Genomic DNA, 15,477 nt, shown 5'->3' with positions numbered 1-15,477 from the left:
CTGGCAGCCACGGGAAGGCGATCATGTCGAACGAGCCATTTGCAAGGACGGGTCACTCCAGCCGCGGTCACTCCAGCCGAGGTGACTTTAGCGGACTGTCCAGGGCCCTGAGGGACTTCAGCAGGAAAGAAGACGGCACCCTGGTCGTCTTTGGCATGTGCATGCTGGTCTTGATGATCATGATCGGCGGCATCGCCGTTGATGTCATGCGCTATGAGGCGCAGCGCACAGAGCTGCAAAACACGCTGGACCGCTCCACCCTGGCTGCGGCCTCGCTGACCCAGGACCTGGACCCCGAGTCCGTGGTGCATGACTACTTCCTGAAGGCGGGTATCCTGAACTCCTTGCGGTCGGTGAACGTGACCCAGGGGCTGAACTTCCGCAACGTCGATGCTTCGGCCACGGCCGACACCGATCCGATGTTCCTGACCATGATGAACATCGACGAGATGGACGCTTTCGGCGCCTCGACCGCGGAACAGCGCATCAACAATGTCGAAATCATGCTGGTGCTGGACGTCTCGGGTTCGATGGCGTCGAACAACCGGATGACGAACCTGAAATCGGCCGCGAAGAGCTTTGTGGACACGGTGTTGCGCAATGACGTGGAACACAAGATTTCGATCGGCATAGTCCCCTTCAACGGCCAGGTGAACCTTGGGCCGACCTTGGCGGCCAAGTTCAACATCACCGATGTGAATGGCGCCAGCTATCGCGACTGCGTCGACCTTCCTAGCGCAACCTACAACAGCCTGGCGATCTCGCGCACCGATCCGCTGAGCATGACGGCCAATGCCGACACCTACAGCAGCTCGGGCACGGTCAACCCCTCCGAGAGCAACAAGTGGTGCCCCGGCCCGCCCAGCGTTGCGAACTGGGGCAATATCGTGCGGATGCCGACCCAGGACATCGCCACGCTGAAGGGCTATATCGACGGCCTGACCGCAGTGGGGGCGACCTCGATCAACGCAGGGATGAAATGGGGCGTCGCCCTCATGGACCCCTCGATGCAGAGCGTCTACAACGACTACATGGAAGACGGCCTGATGCCCGCCGACATGGCCGGCCGTCCCCTGGCCTATGACCATGACGACGCCATGAAGGTGATCGTCCTGATGACCGACGGCGAGCATTTCAAGGAAGAGCGCGTGCGGGCGGCCTACAAGGTCGGGCCCTCGACGATCTGGCAGTCCACGCCGGACTCGCGCTATACCGTGTTCCACGAAAGCAAGGTCAACAACAGCACGCCCACCACGATTTGCAACTCGCGGCCCTATTACGTGCTGGCCTCGGACCGCAACTCGGGGACCTGGCAGTCGCGGCCCTGGAATGGCACGGCGCCTGCAAGCAACGCCTGCTATGACCCGACCGCGACGCCGGCCAGCTTTACCAATGTGACGCGCAAATCCTGGCCTACCATCTGGTCGACCTTCAACATGCAATATGTCGCCAACGTCTTTTATGTCAGGCCCCTGGGCGGATCGGTGTCGGGCTATACCAACATCTTCCGCGAACAGACCGAGACGGTGGTGATGGATGACCAGCTGCAGTCGATGTGCAGCCTGGCCAAGGAACAGAACACCCTGGTCTATGGCATCGCCTTCGAAGCGCCCACCAATGGCCAGACCCAGATCAAGGACTGCGCCTCGTCTGTCGCCCATTATTTCAATGCATCCGGCCTGCAGATTTCCTCTGCCTTCTCGGCCATTGCCAACAATATCAGCCAGTTGAGGTTGACCCAATGAATGTTCATATCTCTCTTGCCCGCCGCCTGAAGACCCTGTGGCGGCGCGAAGACGGCGTTGCGGCGATGGAATTCGTCCTGATGGTGCCGGTCTTCCTTGCCATCTTCATGTCGGCCTTCGAATGTGGGCTGTTGATGACGCGGGCCATTCTGCTGGAACATGCGGTCGATGTGACGATGCGCGAGCTGCGGCTTGGGCATTATCCCGAAGTCACCAACACGGTGCTGAAGGAAGAAATCTGCCGCCGCACCATCATCTTCGGCGAATGTGAAAGCAACATCACCGTGCAGCTGGACCGGATCAGCACCGCGACCTGGTCGATCCCCACCCCGCCGCCGGTCTGCCGCAACAGCGAAGACGACGCCGAACCGGTCGTCGATCTGGGCAATGTCGGCACCGACAATGACCTGATGTTGATGCGGGTCTGCATCAGCCTGCCTGCGATCTTCCCCGGGATGGGGTTGGCCATGGAATTGCCGCAAGACGAGCTGGGCAACTATGCCCTGGTCGCCCGCAGCGCCTTTGTCGTCGAACCAAGCTGAGGAGGATCAGATGTTGAACCACCTGTTGACCCGTCTGACCCGCCATTTGGCCCGCCCCCTGCGCCGCTTTGGCGCCCGCGAGGATGGCTCTGTCCTGGCCGAGGGCGTCATCGTCCTGCCCTTGCTGATCTGGGCTTTCATCGGGCTGTTCGTCTATTGGGATGCCTTCCGCGAGATGAATACGGTGCAAAAGGCGGGCTATACCCTGTCCGACGTGCTGTCGCGGCAAAAGACCGGGGTGAACAATGCCTATGTGACGGGCATGAAGGACCTGCTGGATTACCTGGTGAACACCGAGGGCAACGAGACGACGCTTCGCGTGACCTCGGTGACGCGCAACATCACCACGAACAAATACGAGGTCCATTGGTCGCGCACGACCAACAGCCTGAAGATGCCGGTGCTGAGCACGTCGAAGTTGCAAGACTACCTGGCGCAGATCCCCACCATGTCTTACGCTGATTATGCCATCATCGTCGAAGTGCAGGTGCCCTATGCCCCGGCCTTCAACGTCGGCCTGGCCGAACAGACCTTCAACGAGTTCATCGTGACGCGGCCGCGCTTTCTGCCCTGTGTGGCGATGGACAACGTGCCCTGCTCGGGGTCCTAAACCCAAGCCTGCTGATTGCGAGGGGCCGTCCCACAGGGGGCGGCCTTTTGCATTGTGCGCTGGCGCACAGGTCAGCCCGGGCTTTCGCAGGGCTTGCCGCTCTGGCAAGGCGGGGGTCCAGGCCCTAGATTACCGCCATCACAGGGGTTCACCCCAAAGTCCGGGGGTCCCCCCCAAAGGAGGCAAGATGTCCATTCGTCCCGTGACCAGCATGACCACCGCGCGTCCCACGATGGAGGGCGCCGGTGTCCGCCTGCACCGCGCTTTCGGCTTTGGCGACACGTCGATGACCGATCCTTTCCTGATGTTCGACGACTTTCGGGGCGAGGACCCGCGCGACTACATGAAGGGCTTTCCCTGGCATCCCCATCGCGGGATCGAGACGATCACCTATGTCCTGGCCGGTTCGGTCGAACATGGCGACAGCCTGGGCAACCGCGGCACTCTGAAGGGCGGCGATGTGCAATGGATGACGGCCGGGTCGGGCATCCTGCATCAAGAGATGCCCTTCGGCAATGCGCGCGGCCAGATGCATGGCTTCCAGCTTTGGGCCAACCTGCCGCGCGATCTGAAGATGACGCGGCCACGCTATCAGGACGTGAAGGGCCGCGATATTCCCGAGATCCTGGAAGATGACGGCACCGTGGTGAAGGTCATCGTCGGCGACTTCCGCGGCAAGACGGGTCCGGTGGACGGCATCGCAGCCGAGCCGCAATACCTGGACATCTTCATCCCCGAGGGGCGGAAAAAGACCTTCAAGATCGACACGCGGCGCAATGCATTCGCCTATGTCTTCGATGGCTCGGCCCGCTTTGCCGATGCGGCGGCCCCGCGCGGGGTGCTGCTGGAAAAAGAGGTCCGCGGTCAGGAAGTGAACATCCGCGACATGTCGGGCAACCGGACACTGGTGAACTTCGGCGCGGGCGACGAGGTTGTGGTGCAGGCGGGTGAAAACGGCGTGCGGTTCCTGCTGATCTCGGGCGCGCCGATCCAGGAGCCGGTGGCCTGGCATGGGCCGATCGTGATGAACACCGATGCCGAGATCCGCCAGGCCATGACGGAACTGCGCAACGGGACCTTCATCAAACCCGCCCACTAGGAGCGAAGTCGGGGGTGCGGGGAGGGGTTGCGCAAGCGGACAACGGGGGCTCGCGCCAGCGCTCGCCCTCCTCGGGAGACCCGAACTGGGGAGAGGGTTGCACCCTCTCCCCAGACCCCTCACCGCCCAGGGAAAGGGCGCTGCCCTCTCCCTGGACCCTCTCCGGGGATATTTGTGAAAAGATGAAAATCCGGTGGGGGCTTGGGGCCGGGCGCCAGATCGCCTAGGGTCGGGGCATGAGACATCTGTTGATCCTGATGCTTTTGGCGGGCTGCACGGAGCGGCCCATCGTCGGCTGGCCGCCAGGTGCCCTGCCCGCAACGCCCGATCTTTTGCCATTGGACGCGGTCGGGGCGGTGCCGGGCACCGACCCCGGACCGGCCGTGGCCGCGCGGGGGGCGGCCTTGCGGGCCTGGGCTGCAGGGGGGACCGGGACCACTCGCCCCAGCGACCGGCCGTCGCAGCCTTTGCATTAACCCCGCGTTGCAGGGCGCGCGCGAAACGGCTAACAGATGGGCGAACAGTTCACGAGGACAGCCCATGACCCAATCCCTTCCCCCCCTTCGTCTTGGGATCGCGGGCCTTGGCACCGTCGGGCGCGGCGTCGTGCGCATCCTGCAGACCCATGGCGACCTGATCGCCAAACGCGCCGGGCGTGCGGTGCAGATCGTCGCGGTCTCGGCGCGGTCGCAAAAGGACCGGGGCGTCGACCTTTCGGCCTATGCTTTCGAGGCGGACCCGGTGGCCTTGGCGCAGCGCCCCGACATCGACGTCTTTGTCGAGGTCATGGGCGGCCACGAAGGCCCCGCGCGCCACGCGACCGAGGCCGCGATTGCCGCGGGCAAGGATGTGGTCACGGCCAACAAGGCGCTTCTCGCCCATCACGGTCAGGCCCTTGCCTTGGCCGCCGAGGCCCGCGGCCGCGTCATCCGCTTCGAGGCGGCGGTGGCGGGCGGCATCCCGGTGATCAAGGCCCTGACCGAGGGGCTGGCGGGCAACCAGATGAAGCGCGTCATGGGCGTGATGAACGGCACCTGCAACTATATCCTGACGCGGATGGAGGCGACCGGACAGGGCTATAACGTCCTTTTCGACGAATGTGCCAAGCTTGGGTATCTGGAGGCTGATCCGAACCTGGACGTGGGCGGGATCGACGCCGGGCACAAGCTGTCGCTGTTGTCGTCCATCGCCTTCGGGACCCAGGTGGCCTTTGACGCGGTCGAGTTGCAGGGCATCCAGAACATCCTTCTGGACGACATCCACATGGCGCGCGACCTTGGGTATCGGATCAAACTGCTTGGCGTGACGCAGATGACGGGCCGGGGGCTGGAGCAGCGCATGACGCCCTGCCTGGTGCCCGCCGACAGCCCCTTGGGCCAATTGCAAGGCGGCACGAACATGGTGGTGCTGGAGGGCGACGCGGTGGGCCAGGTGGTCATGCGCGGCCCGGGCGCCGGTGAGGGTCCGACGGCTTCGGCGGTGATGGGCGATGTGATCGACCTGGCACGGGGCACGCGGGTGTCGACCTTTGGTCAGCCGGCCAGCACCCTGACCGTGGCGGTGCCGGCCAAGGCCCAGGCGCCCTCGGCCTGGTATCTGCGCATGACGCTGTTGGACAAGCCCGGCGCCCTGGCCAAGATCGCGACCTGCCTGGGTGAGGCGGGCGTGTCCATCGACCAGATGCGCCAGAACGGCCATGAGGGGGTCCATGCCCCGGTGCTGATCGTGACGCACAAGGCCTCTCCGGCCGATATCGCGGATGCGGTGGCGCGGTTTGCGACGACGGGCGTGCTGGTGGGCGAACCGGTGGCCCTGCGCATAGAAGAGGTCTGACAGGATGGGCCCCGTGCTGTGGGGCCTCCCGGTTCACCTGGCGTTTGACCTGTTGGCCGTCGTCGTGGCGGCGGGGATGACAGGGCTCTGGTGGCGCTTGCGTAGCCCGGGGTATACCCCGGGTCAGGGCGCAAACCCGGGCGACGCCGCGGCGACAAAAGCGCCGATCGGCAGCCTCGGCCCGGTGGCGCGCGAGGGCTATTTGACCGCCCTGTCCCTGGGCATCCTGTTGGGCTCATATCTCCTTGGCACGGCAAACCTTTGGCTGTCGGGCGTGCCCGCCCTTGGCCGGTCCATCCTGGGGGCGCTGACCGGGGGGATCATCGCGGTCGAACTCTATAAGTCCCGCAGCGGGATCAAGGGGTCAACCGGGGGCCCCCTGGTGCCGACCTTCTGCGCCCTGGTCATCGTCGGCCGCATCGGCTGTGCGCTTTCGGGGCTGGAGGACAACACCTACGGCATCCCCACCGCCCTGCCCTGGGGCGTGGATTTCGGCGACCATATCCCCCGCCACCCCGTCGCCGCCTATGAAAGCCTGGCCATGACCGCCTTTCTGGCCCTGGCCTTTGCCCTGCGACATCGGCCGCTCTTTGCCGCCCATGGCTTTCACCTGATGGTGGGGTTTTACGCCGCCCAGCGCTTTGGGCTGGAGTTCTTGAAACCCTATGCCGCCCTTCTGGGCCCGCTGAATCTTTTCCACATGACCTGCGCGGGGCTTGTGGCCTATGCTGTCCATATGGTGCGCAAATGACCCGCAAGATTGCCAATTACCTGTTCCTCGGCCAGACCGTCTCGCTCTGTGCCGATTGCTTGGCCCCGGTGCCCGCCAAGATCATCGAAGAGGACGGCGCGGTGTTTTACCTGAAACGCTGCCGGACCCATGGGGTGCAAAAGGTCCGCGTTTCGGGCGACCCGGCCTATTGGCGCGCGCAAGAGACCTGGGTGAAACCCTCGGACCGCCCGCAGGCCTTTGCGACCCGCATCGAAGAGGGCTGCCCCTATGATTGCGGGCTTTGTCCTGACCACGAACAGCACAGCTGCCTGGCCATCCTGGAGGTGAACGAGACCTGCAACCTGACTTGCCCGGTCTGTTTTGCGGGTTCCTCCCCGGCGCAGACCGGGCAAAAGACCCTGGCCGAATGTGAGGCGTTGTTGGACATGCTGGTGGCCGCCGAGGGCGAACCGGACCTGCTGCAGATCTCGGGCGGAGAGCCGACCTTGCATCCGCAGATCATGGATATCCTGCGGGCGGCGAAATCGCGCCCCATCCGCCATGTCATGTTGAACACCAATGGCTTGCGCATCGCCAAGGACCCGGCCTTCGTGGCCGAACTTGCCAGCCTGAAGCCGGGGTTCGAGGTTTATCTGCAATTCGACAGCCTGCGCCCCGAGGCGCTGAAAACCCTGCGCGGCGCCGACCTGACCCGAATCCGGCAACAGGCCCTAGTGGCGCTGGAGGCCGCGGGGATATCGACCACCCTGGTCGTCACCGTGAAACAGGGCGTCAATGACGACGAGACCGGCGCCATCATCGACCACGCGCTGACCTGGTCTTGCGTGCGCGGCGTCACCTTCCAGCCGATCCAGGACGCCGGCCGGAACGAGGGCTTTGACCCCGCCCGCGACCGCATCACCCTGTCCGACATCCGCGCCAGCATCATCGCCCATGGGGCCTTTGGCGCCGCCGACATGATCCCCCTGCCCTGCAACCCTTCCTCTATCTGCGTGGGCTATGGCCTGCGGTCCGGCGACCGCATAGCCCCGATCACCGGCCTGCTGCCCAAGGACCTGCTGCTGTCGGAACTGCCGAACTCCGTCACTTTCGAACGCCACCCCGGCCTGCGTGCGCGGATCTTCGACTTCTTTTCCCTGACCAATGTCGATCAGGTCGTCCCCGAACGGCTGGAAACCCTCTTCTGCTGCTTTCCCGGCATCGAGGCCCCGTCAGAGGTCGGCTACAAGGACCTCTTCCGCGTCGCGATTTCCGAATTCCTTGACCCGCACAACTTCTGCCTCTCGCGCGTCAAACGCTCTTGCGTCCACTTCCTGACGGCTGACGGCATCATCCCCTTCGACACCTATAACCTGTTTTACCGCGACGAGGACGCCCGCACCCGCCGCGCGGCCTCCCTCGTCGCGCGCAGGGCCATGGCATGAACCCCATCCTGCGCTTCATCCTCTTCGCTCTGGGCTGCATCCTCCTGCTGGTGGGGCTCCTTGCCGGCGGCTGCTCGGCCTTCTTCACCCCCGACATCCTGAAGGGCGGAGACTATATCGAGGCCGTCCAGATGGTCTGGGCCATCGGCCTGATCGTGGCGGCGGCAGGCATCGGCCTCGGCGTCTGGATCCTGCGCCGCCTGACCCGCCCCGCACCCGCCAAGGCCTTCGACGCGGAGAGGCCCGAATGATCCTCCTGCGCCTGATCGCCCTGATCCTCTTCCTGGTGGCCTTTCTATGCGGCGGCTGCTCGATCTTCTTTGCGCAGATCGTCGCTGCGGACAGCGCCTGGATATTCCTGTTGATCGGCTTCGTCCCGGCCGGGCTCTTGGTCTGGGCAGGCATCGCCCTGTGGCGAAAACCCCGCAACTCGGCCCCGCCCCCCACCCCCGACGACTTCCGTTAGCGCAACCAGCCTTGCCGCCTCCCTTGGCCCCCGCTACCCGGGATCAAAGCCCCCAAGGAGCCTGCCATGGCCGAAAACACCAAAGCCGAATTCGAAGACCGCCTCTTGTCGCTGGGCCTTGCCCGCGTGTCCGAGGCCGCGGCCGTGGCTTCCGCCTCTCAGATCGGGCGCGGCGATGAAAAGGCCGCCGACCAGGCCGCCGTCAACGCGATGCGCGAACAGCTGAACCTTCTGGACATCGCGGGCACCGTCGTCATCGGCGAGGGCGAGCGTGACGAGGCCCCGATGCTGTATATCGGCGAAGAGGTCGGCACCGGCAAAGGCCCGGCGGTCGATATCGCGCTGGACCCGCTGGAGGGCACGACCCTGACGGCGAAAGACATGCCCAATGCGCTGACCGTGATCGCCATGGCGCCGCGCGGGACGCTTCTGCATGCGCCCGACGTCTATATGGACAAGCTGGCCATCGGCCCGGGCTTCAAACCCGGCACCGTGACCTTTGCGATGACCCCGTCAGAGCGTATCTCGGCGCTGGCGGCGGCCAAGGGGGTCTCGACCCATGACATCACCTGCTGCGTGCTGGACCGCCCCCGGCATGAGGACCTGATCGCGGAACTCCGCTCGACCGGGGCCGCGATCCGGCTGATCACCGATGGCGACGTGGCGGGCGCGATGCATTGCGCCGAGCCCGATGTGACCGGGATCGACATCTACATGGGCTCGGGCGGGGCGCCCGAAGGCGTGCTGGCGGCGGCGGCGCTGAAATGCATGGGCGGCCAGTTCTACGGCAAGCTGGTCTTCCGCAACGAGGACGAAAAAGCCCGCGCCCGCAAGGCCGGGATCACCAATTTCGACCGCGTCTATACCCGCGATGACCTGGTGCAATCGGATGTGATCTTTGCGGCGACCGGCGTCACCTCGGGCTCGCTTTTGGCCGGCATCAAGCGCGAACCGGGCTTCCTGACGCTGGAGACCCTGCTGATGCGGTCGAAAACCGGCTCGGTGCGCCGCGTGACCTATCGCACCCCGGTGAAGTAAACCGCGCGCCTTGCGACCGTGGCCCACGGGGGCTGCGGTCGCAACCACCCTTGCATCCCAGGCGCCTTTCCGGCATCCCCTTGGCCCATGGACGCCTTTCTGAATGTCACCCAATCCCTGACCAACCGGCGCTGGATCGGCCCCGATGCCGGGCAACGCCGCCTGGCCGAGGCGATGGCGCAGCTGACCCACCTGCCTCTGGCCCTGTGTCAGACCCTGACCGCCCGCGGCGTGACGGCCGAGGACGCGGCCCTTTTCCTGACGCCCGCCCTGCGCGACCTCTTGCCCGATCCGCTGACCTTGAAGGATATGGCCAAGGCGGCCGACCGCCTGTGTCATGCCGTCCAGACCCGGCAAAGGATCGCGATTTTCGCGGATTACGACGTCGACGGTGGGTCCTCTGCCGCACTTCTGATGATCTGGCTGCGCCATTTCGGCCTGACGCCGACGCTGTATATCCCTGACCGCATCGACGAGGGCTATGGCCCGAACATCCCCGCCATGACGGCGCTTGGCGCGGCCCATGACCTGATCCTTTGCGTCGATTGCGGCACGTTGTCCCATGACCCGGTGGCCGCCGCAAAATGCGATGTGGTCATCCTGGATCACCACCTGGGGATCGAGACCCTGCCCCGCGCCCATGCCATCGTGAACCCCAACCGTCAGGACGAGACCGGCGATCTTGCCCATCTGTGCGCGGCCTCGGTCGTGTTCCTTCTGCTGGTCGAGGCCAACCGCCGCCTGCGCGGTTCTGGCGCCCTGCCTGACCTGATGGGCCTGCTGGACCTTGTGGCCTTGGCCACCGTGGCCGATGTGGCGCCCTTGATCGGCGTCAACCGCGCCTTCGTGCGCCAGGGGCTGAAGGTCATGGCCCGGCGAGAGCGCATCGGCCTGCGCGCGCTGTCGGATATCGCGCGGCTGGATCAGGCGCCCTCGCCCTATGCGCTTGGCTTCGTCCTTGGCCCCCGCATCAACGCGGGCGGCCGCATCGGTCAGGCCGACCTTGGCGCGCGGCTGTTGGCCACCGACAACCTGGCCGAGGCCACGCAACTGGCAGGGCGCCTGGACGCGCTGAACACAGAACGCCGCGAGATCGAGGCCGCAGTGCGCGAAGCGGCGCTGGCCCAGGTGGACAGCCACCCGACGACCGCGCTGGCTTGGGCCGCCGAGGACGGCTGGCATCCCGGTGTCGTGGGCATCGTGGCCGCCCGCGTCAAAGAGGCCACCCACCGCCCCGCCGTCGTCATCGGCTTTGACGGGGATATCGGCAAGGGCTCGGCCCGGTCGGTGTCGGGCGTCGACCTGGGGGCCGCGATCCAGCGTCTTGCCGCCGAGGGGCTGATCGAAAAGGGCGGCGGTCACAAGATGGCCGCGGGCCTGACCCTGACCCGCGCGCAGCTGCTCCCGGCGATGGCGCGTCTGGATGCGCTTCTGGCCCGTCAGGGCGCAGGGACGGAAGGCCCCGGCGACCTTGCAATCACCGCGCTTTTGATGCCCACCGCCGCCACGCCCGAGCTGATCACCGAGATCGACCAGGCCGGCCCCTTTGGCGCCGGCGCGCCCGGCCCGCGCTTTGCCTTTGCCGCCCAAAGGTTGACCGCGCGCCGGCTGGCCGACAAACACCTGAAGCTGACCTTTGGCGAGACCGAGGGCGCGCGGATCGAGGCGATGCTGTTCAACGCTTTCGACACGCCCCTGGGGGCCGCGCTGGAGACCCCCGGCCACCAGCCCTTCCACCTTGCTGGCCGGCTGGAGCTGAACCACTGGAACGGCAAGAGCCGCCCGCAACTGCGCCTGGAAGACGCCGCCGCAGCCGAGTGATCTGCCGGGTGATTTGCGGGCGACCTCCCTGCGCGCCGCCCCACCCTGACACCCCACCGACCCCGGGGCCACGACGCTCCTCGGTGCCAAAGGTGGGGCAAATTATCCGCAGATTTCGGGAAAATCCCCCTTGCACCCCCCGAACACCAAGGCTAAACACCGCCCCAGAAGACAGCGTGGCCCGTTCGTCTATCGGTTAGGACACCTGGTTTTCAACCAGGTAAGAGGGGTTCGACTCCCCTACGGGCTGCCACTCAACCTATGTAAGTTATTGATTTCATTCAATAATGTGCAGGGTCGATAGCATCCACGCACAATCTACCCCTGACAGTATGATCCCAGAAAGCGGCCCTTCCGGCGCTGCGACAAGCTATAGACCGTCATGCGAACGTGAACAGGATTGGTCGGCACGTTCGAAGTCACCACATGAGGATCGACATGATTATCAGACTTGAAGAAGCGGCGGACGCAGAAGCAATCTGTCATATCACGCAACAGGCGTTCGACGGTGCCGCGCATAGTTCTGGCACGGAAGGCGCTATCATTGACGGCCTGAGGGCTGCCGGAACACTGACCTTGTCGCTGGTTGCTGAAAAAGATGGCGAGATTGTCGGCCACGTCGCCTTTTCGCCTGTGACCGTCGATGGTCGCGATGTTGGGTGGTTCGGGCTTGGTCCGATATCGGTGAAGCCCGGCTTCCAAAGGTCGGGCACCGGTGGTCGGCTCATTCGTGAGGGGTTGGCGCGTCTGCGGTCCGATGGCGCGAAAGGTTGCGTCGTCTTGGGAGACCCCGGATATTATCACCGCTTCGGCTTCGAAACTGATCCTGCGATGACCTTTGAAGGTGTGCCACCGGAATACTTCATGGTGCTGCCGTTCATTGGGTCGCGGCCAACAGGGCAAGTGACCTATCAACCTGCTTTCTATCTGACTTGACGCATCACCCGCCGTCGTGGTGCCGCAAGCGCCGCATGCCGACGACCTGCGTTCGCAACGAAAAACACCCCCGAAACCTTGCGGCAACGGGGGTCAGACAGCTTGCGTAGTGGCCCTGTGATAGCCGTTGGAAAGCGCCTGCGGGATACCCACAAGGGGCGCATCGGGGTCGAGACCCGCTGCGGTGCGGGCTTGGCGCAGGGTGGCCCCCGCAGCGACCCGCAGGGGCTTTTGGCGGCATGGAGTCAAGCTCAGTCCTCGTCGGCGGCCAGTCGGCTCAGGACCTCGCCGCGGCCCCTCAGCCGCAGGATCATCGGCACGACCAGCGCCAAGGCGGCTGCCAGCAGAATCCCCGCCGCAATCGGCGTCGACACCAGCGTCGTCCAATCGCCCTGCGCAATCGACAGGGCGCGGCGCAACTGTTGTTCGGCCATCGGACCCAGGATCAGCCCGACCACGACCGGCGCAATCGGATAGCCATGGACCCGCATCGCAAAACCCATGATGCCAAAGGTCAGCAGCATCGCCAGCTCGACCGGAGAGGGGTTCATCCCGATGGTCCCCAGCGTGGCAAACAACAGGATGCCCGCGTAAAGCCAGGGCTTGGGGATGGTCAGCAGTTTGACCCAAAGCCGGATCAGCGGCAGGTTCAGCACCAAAAGCATGACATTGGCGATCAGAAGGCTGGCAATCAGCCCCCAGACCAGCTGCGGCGAGGTGACGAACAGCAAGGGCCCCGGCTGCAGGCCGAATTGCTGGAACCCCGCCAAGAGGATCGCCGCCGTGGCCGAAGTCGGCAGGCCCAAGGTCAGCAAGGGCACCAGGGTTCCCGCGGCCGAGGCGTTGTTGGCGGCCTCGGGGCCTGCCACGCCCTCGATGGCGCCATGGCCGAATTCCTCGGGGTTTTTCGCAAGGCGTTTCTCGGCGGCATAGGACAAAAGCGTCCCGATCTCGGCCCCGCCTGCGGGCATGGCGCCGATGGGAAAGCCGATCGCCGTGCCGCGCAGCCAGGGCTTCCAGGACCGCGCCCAATCGGCCCTCGTCATCCAGACCGAGCCCTTGACCGCCTCGATCTTGTCGGCGGCCATCGTGCCATGGCTGGCCACAAACAGCGCCTCACCGATGGCGAAAAGGGCGACGGCCAGGGTCGTGACCTCGACCCCGTCCAAGAGTTCGGGCACGCCAAAGGACAGCCGCGCCTGGCCGGTCAATTGGTCGATGCCCACCAGCGCAAGGAAGAGGCCGACGAAAAGCGAGGTCAGGCCCTTCATCGCGCTATCGCCAAAGGCCGCCGAGACGGTGACGAAGGCCAGCATCATCAGGGCGAAATATTCGCGCGGGCCGAAGATCAGCGCCAGTTTGACGATATGCGGGGCCAGGAAGGCCAGGGCCAGCGTGGCGATCAGCCCCGCGACAAAGGAGCCGATGGCGGCGGTGGCCAAGGCAGGTCCGCCACGTCCGGCGCGGGCCATCTTGTTGCCCTCCAACGCGGTGACGATGCTGGCGCTTTCTCCGGGGGTGTTCAACAGGATCGAGGTCGTCGATCCGCCATACATGCCGCCGTAATAGATCCCCGCGAACATGATGAGCGAGCCCGCCGGGTCCAGCCCATAGGTGACGGGCAAAAGCAAAGCCACGGTCAGCGCCGGCCCGATGCCCGGCAAGACGCCCACGGCGGTGCCAAGCGTCACCCCGATCAGCGCGTAAAGCAGGATCATCGGGTCCATGGCCATGCCCAGACCCTGGATCAGGAAATCGAATGTCGTCATGTCAGCCCCCAAAGACCAGGGTTTCGATCCATCCCGCCGGAAGATGCAGCTGCAACAGCTGGTCAAAGACGGCATAGATCGCGAAAGCCAGCGCAAGTCCCACCGGCAGCGTGATCCGCAGGCTGCGCCCCAGGCCCGCCGCCGTCAGGGCGAACAACAGCCCCGAGGCAATGGTGAACCCCAGCGGTTTCAGCAGCAACAGCTGCGCCAAAAGCCCAGCCACGATCCACAGAACCGGCGCGGGCTGGATGCGCGGCGGCAAGGGGCCCTGCGCGCGCAAGCCCGTCCAGACATGCCCCGCAGCCAGCGCCAAAAGCCCCGCGCCGACGAATTTCGGCAACCCGCCCGAGCCCATGCCCGCATAGCCGCCCTTGTCTGGCAAGGCAAAGCCCTGCCACAAGGCAAGCCCGCCCAGAGCCGCCAAAAGCCCCGCGACGATGAAGGCCGCCCGCTGGGGGCGACCTTGGGGTCCACGAAGATCGTGGATCATTTGACCAGGCCGATGTCTTTCAGGACAGCGGTGGTCGCTTCGACTTCAAGCGCAAGCTGCTTGTCGAAATCGGCGCCGGACAGATAGGTGTTGGCCCAGCCCTTGGTCTCCAGAAGCGACTTCCAACCAGCGGAGTTCACCAGCTTGTCGACATCTGCCGTGACCGCGGCCTTTTGTTCCGCCGACAGGCCCGGAGCCGCCGCCACCATGCGCCAGTTCTGGACATTCACGTCATAGCCCGATTCCATCAGCGTCGGCGCATCGGTGCCTGCCCACTTTTCGGCGGTGGAAACCGCCAGGATGCGCATCGTGCCGGCCTCGACCTGGGGCAGGAACTCGCCCACGCCAGAGATGCCAACCGTGACCTGATTGCCAAGGATGGCAGCAAGCGCCTCGCCACCGCCCGAGAAGGCGACGTAGTTGATCTTGGTCGGGTCGATCCCCGCCGCCTTGGCCAGAAGGCCCACGGTGATGTGGTCGACGCCACCGGCCGAGCCGCCCGCCCAGGACACAGCACCCGGATCGGCCTTCATCGCATCGACCAGCTCGTTGATCGTCTGATAAGGTGAGGCGGCCGAAACCGCGATGGCCACGGCCTCGCCGGTCAGCCGCGCGATGGGGGTGACATCGGCCAGGGACACGGGCGATTCATTGGTCAGGATCGCGCCCACCATGACATAGCCGCCGACGATCAGCTGGCTGGGATCGCCGCCCGCCGTAGAGGCGAATTGCGCCAGGCCCACGGTGCCACCGGCGCCCGGCACGTTCTGGACCTGGACGGAGCCCGCGATGCCCTCGGCCTGCATGACCTCTTGCATCGACCGCGCCGTGCTGTCCCAGCCGCCACCCGGAGCCGCAGGGGCCATGATCATGTAATCGCCCGCATGGGCCGGGATGGCCAGGACAGCCGCAAGGGCCGCGCCGAAAAGCGTGTGCTTCCCAAAAAATGGGGTCTTCATCGGTATTCTCCT

General features: G+C 65.2%; 16 protein-coding genes and 1 tRNA gene. 14 read left to right on the top strand and 3 right to left on the bottom strand.

Annotated features, from left to right (window positions below):
- Positions 1 to 23 precede the first annotated feature (23 nt).
- The 14 genes from NX862_RS02130 to NX862_RS02065 all read left to right on the top strand — a co-directional run bounded on the left by NX862_RS02130 (position 24) and on the right by NX862_RS02065 (position 12,247).
- On the top strand, positions 24 to 1,745 hold the full coding sequence (locus tag NX862_RS02130) for a pilus assembly protein TadG-related protein (protein ID WP_264492222.1): 1,722 nt from the start codon (positions 24 to 26) through the stop codon (positions 1,743 to 1,745).
- Positions 1,742 to 2,287, top strand: coding sequence for a TadE/TadG family type IV pilus assembly protein (locus NX862_RS02125; RefSeq protein ID WP_264492221.1), 546 nt, complete (start codon positions 1,742 to 1,744; stop codon positions 2,285 to 2,287). The genes NX862_RS02130 and NX862_RS02125 overlap by 4 nt, the downstream gene beginning before the upstream one ends.
- Positions 2,288 to 2,297: 10 nt before the next feature.
- Positions 2,298 to 2,897: a TadE/TadG family type IV pilus assembly protein gene (locus tag NX862_RS02120; RefSeq protein ID WP_264492220.1), complete on the top strand. Its 600-nt coding sequence runs from the start codon at positions 2,298 to 2,300 to the stop codon at positions 2,895 to 2,897.
- Between the two features lie 187 nt (positions 2,898 to 3,084).
- A complete protein-coding gene (locus NX862_RS02115) occupies positions 3,085 to 3,996 on the top strand; it encodes a pirin family protein (protein WP_264492219.1) in 912 nt (303 codons plus the stop codon).
- A gap of 236 nt (positions 3,997 to 4,232) precedes the next feature.
- Positions 4,233 to 4,472 (top strand): hypothetical protein, encoded by a 240-nt coding sequence (locus tag NX862_RS02110; protein WP_264492218.1) that lies wholly within the window; start codon positions 4,233 to 4,235, stop codon positions 4,470 to 4,472.
- Positions 4,473 to 4,536: 64 nt separating this feature from the next.
- A complete protein-coding gene (locus NX862_RS02105; protein WP_264492217.1) occupies positions 4,537 to 5,829 on the top strand; it encodes a homoserine dehydrogenase in 1,293 nt (430 codons plus the stop codon).
- 13 nt (positions 5,830 to 5,842) lie between these two features.
- Positions 5,843 to 6,580, top strand: coding sequence for a prolipoprotein diacylglyceryl transferase family protein (locus tag NX862_RS02100; RefSeq protein ID WP_264492216.1), 738 nt, complete (start codon positions 5,843 to 5,845; stop codon positions 6,578 to 6,580).
- Positions 6,577 to 7,986 carry a radical SAM protein gene (locus tag NX862_RS02095; RefSeq protein WP_264492215.1) on the top strand — a complete coding sequence of 470 codons (1,410 nt, stop codon included), beginning with the start codon at positions 6,577 to 6,579 and terminating at the stop codon, positions 7,984 to 7,986. Before NX862_RS02100 ends, NX862_RS02095 begins: the two co-directional genes overlap by 4 nt.
- A complete protein-coding gene (locus NX862_RS02090) occupies positions 7,983 to 8,237 on the top strand; it encodes a hypothetical protein (RefSeq protein WP_264492214.1) in 255 nt (84 codons plus the stop codon). Before NX862_RS02095 ends, NX862_RS02090 begins: the two co-directional genes overlap by 4 nt.
- Positions 8,234 to 8,452 (top strand): hypothetical protein, encoded by a 219-nt coding sequence (locus tag NX862_RS02085; RefSeq protein WP_264492213.1) that lies wholly within the window; start codon positions 8,234 to 8,236, stop codon positions 8,450 to 8,452. The genes NX862_RS02090 and NX862_RS02085 overlap by 4 nt, the downstream gene beginning before the upstream one ends.
- A gap of 66 nt (positions 8,453 to 8,518) precedes the next feature.
- Positions 8,519 to 9,490, top strand: coding sequence for a class II fructose-bisphosphatase (glpX, locus tag NX862_RS02080; protein WP_264492212.1), 972 nt, complete (start codon positions 8,519 to 8,521; stop codon positions 9,488 to 9,490).
- Positions 9,491 to 9,577: 87 nt separating this feature from the next.
- Positions 9,578 to 11,311, top strand: a complete 1,734-nt coding sequence (gene recJ / locus NX862_RS02075; RefSeq protein WP_264492211.1) for a single-stranded-DNA-specific exonuclease RecJ — start codon at positions 9,578 to 9,580, stop codon at positions 11,309 to 11,311.
- A 178-nt stretch (positions 11,312 to 11,489) separates the two neighbouring features.
- Positions 11,490 to 11,564, top strand: a tRNA-Glu gene (locus tag NX862_RS02070).
- A gap of 173 nt (positions 11,565 to 11,737) precedes the next feature.
- Positions 11,738 to 12,247, top strand: coding sequence for a GNAT family N-acetyltransferase (locus NX862_RS02065; RefSeq protein ID WP_264492210.1), 510 nt, complete (start codon positions 11,738 to 11,740; stop codon positions 12,245 to 12,247).
- Between the two features lie 251 nt (positions 12,248 to 12,498).
- On the opposite strand, the gene NX862_RS02060 is transcribed toward NX862_RS02065, so the two are convergent.
- Genes NX862_RS02060 through NX862_RS02050 form a run of 3 tightly spaced genes read right to left on the bottom strand, consistent with a single transcriptional unit; the run spans position 12,499 to position 15,465 of the window.
- Complete coding sequence (locus NX862_RS02060) at positions 12,499 to 14,016, bottom strand: tripartite tricarboxylate transporter permease (protein ID WP_264492209.1); 1,518 nt, start codon at positions 14,014 to 14,016, stop codon at positions 12,499 to 12,501.
- A 1-nt stretch (position 14,017) separates the two neighbouring features.
- The gene (locus NX862_RS02055; RefSeq protein ID WP_264492208.1) at positions 14,018 to 14,506 is read right to left on the bottom strand and encodes a tripartite tricarboxylate transporter TctB family protein; all 489 of its coding nucleotides are present in this window, start codon (positions 14,504 to 14,506) and stop codon (positions 14,018 to 14,020) included.
- Entirely contained in the window at positions 14,503 to 15,465 is a 963-nt protein-coding gene (locus tag NX862_RS02050; RefSeq protein ID WP_264492207.1) for a Bug family tripartite tricarboxylate transporter substrate binding protein, read from the bottom strand. Before NX862_RS02050 ends, NX862_RS02055 begins: the two co-directional genes overlap by 4 nt.
- Between the last annotated feature and the right edge of the window lie 12 nt (positions 15,466 to 15,477).

This window comes from Stagnihabitans lacustris (assembly GCF_025950525.1).
Classification (GTDB): Bacteria; Pseudomonadota; Alphaproteobacteria; order Rhodobacterales; family Rhodobacteraceae; genus Stagnihabitans.
Note: the sequence above shows the minus strand (reverse complement) of the source record. Positions and strands in the feature narration are given on the sequence as shown.

Coding starts and splice junctions, on each gene's coding strand:
- NX862_RS02130 (WP_264492222.1), top strand. CDS start 24: ATGTCGAACGAGCCATTTGCAAGGACGGGTCACTCCAGCCGCGGTCAC.
- NX862_RS02125 (WP_264492221.1), top strand. CDS start 1,742: ATGAATGTTCATATCTCTCTTGCCCGCCGCCTGAAGACCCTGTGGCGG.
- NX862_RS02120 (WP_264492220.1), top strand. CDS start 2,298: ATGTTGAACCACCTGTTGACCCGTCTGACCCGCCATTTGGCCCGCCCC.
- NX862_RS02115 (WP_264492219.1), top strand. CDS start 3,085: ATGTCCATTCGTCCCGTGACCAGCATGACCACCGCGCGTCCCACGATG.
- NX862_RS02110 (WP_264492218.1), top strand. CDS start 4,233: ATGAGACATCTGTTGATCCTGATGCTTTTGGCGGGCTGCACGGAGCGG.
- NX862_RS02105 (WP_264492217.1), top strand. CDS start 4,537: ATGACCCAATCCCTTCCCCCCCTTCGTCTTGGGATCGCGGGCCTTGGC.
- NX862_RS02095 (WP_264492215.1), top strand. CDS start 6,577: ATGACCCGCAAGATTGCCAATTACCTGTTCCTCGGCCAGACCGTCTCG.
- NX862_RS02090 (WP_264492214.1), top strand. CDS start 7,983: ATGAACCCCATCCTGCGCTTCATCCTCTTCGCTCTGGGCTGCATCCTC.
- NX862_RS02085 (WP_264492213.1), top strand. CDS start 8,234: ATGATCCTCCTGCGCCTGATCGCCCTGATCCTCTTCCTGGTGGCCTTT.
- glpX (WP_264492212.1), top strand. CDS start 8,519: ATGGCCGAAAACACCAAAGCCGAATTCGAAGACCGCCTCTTGTCGCTG.
- recJ (WP_264492211.1), top strand. CDS start 9,578: ATGGACGCCTTTCTGAATGTCACCCAATCCCTGACCAACCGGCGCTGG.
- NX862_RS02065 (WP_264492210.1), top strand. CDS start 11,738: ATGAGGATCGACATGATTATCAGACTTGAAGAAGCGGCGGACGCAGAA.
- NX862_RS02060 (WP_264492209.1), bottom strand. CDS start 14,016: ATGACGACATTCGATTTCCTGATCCAGGGTCTGGGCATGGCCATGGAC.
- NX862_RS02055 (WP_264492208.1), bottom strand. CDS start 14,506: ATGATCCACGATCTTCGTGGACCCCAAGGTCGCCCCCAGCGGGCGGCC.
- NX862_RS02050 (WP_264492207.1), bottom strand. CDS start 15,465: ATGAAGACCCCATTTTTTGGGAAGCACACGCTTTTCGGCGCGGCCCTT.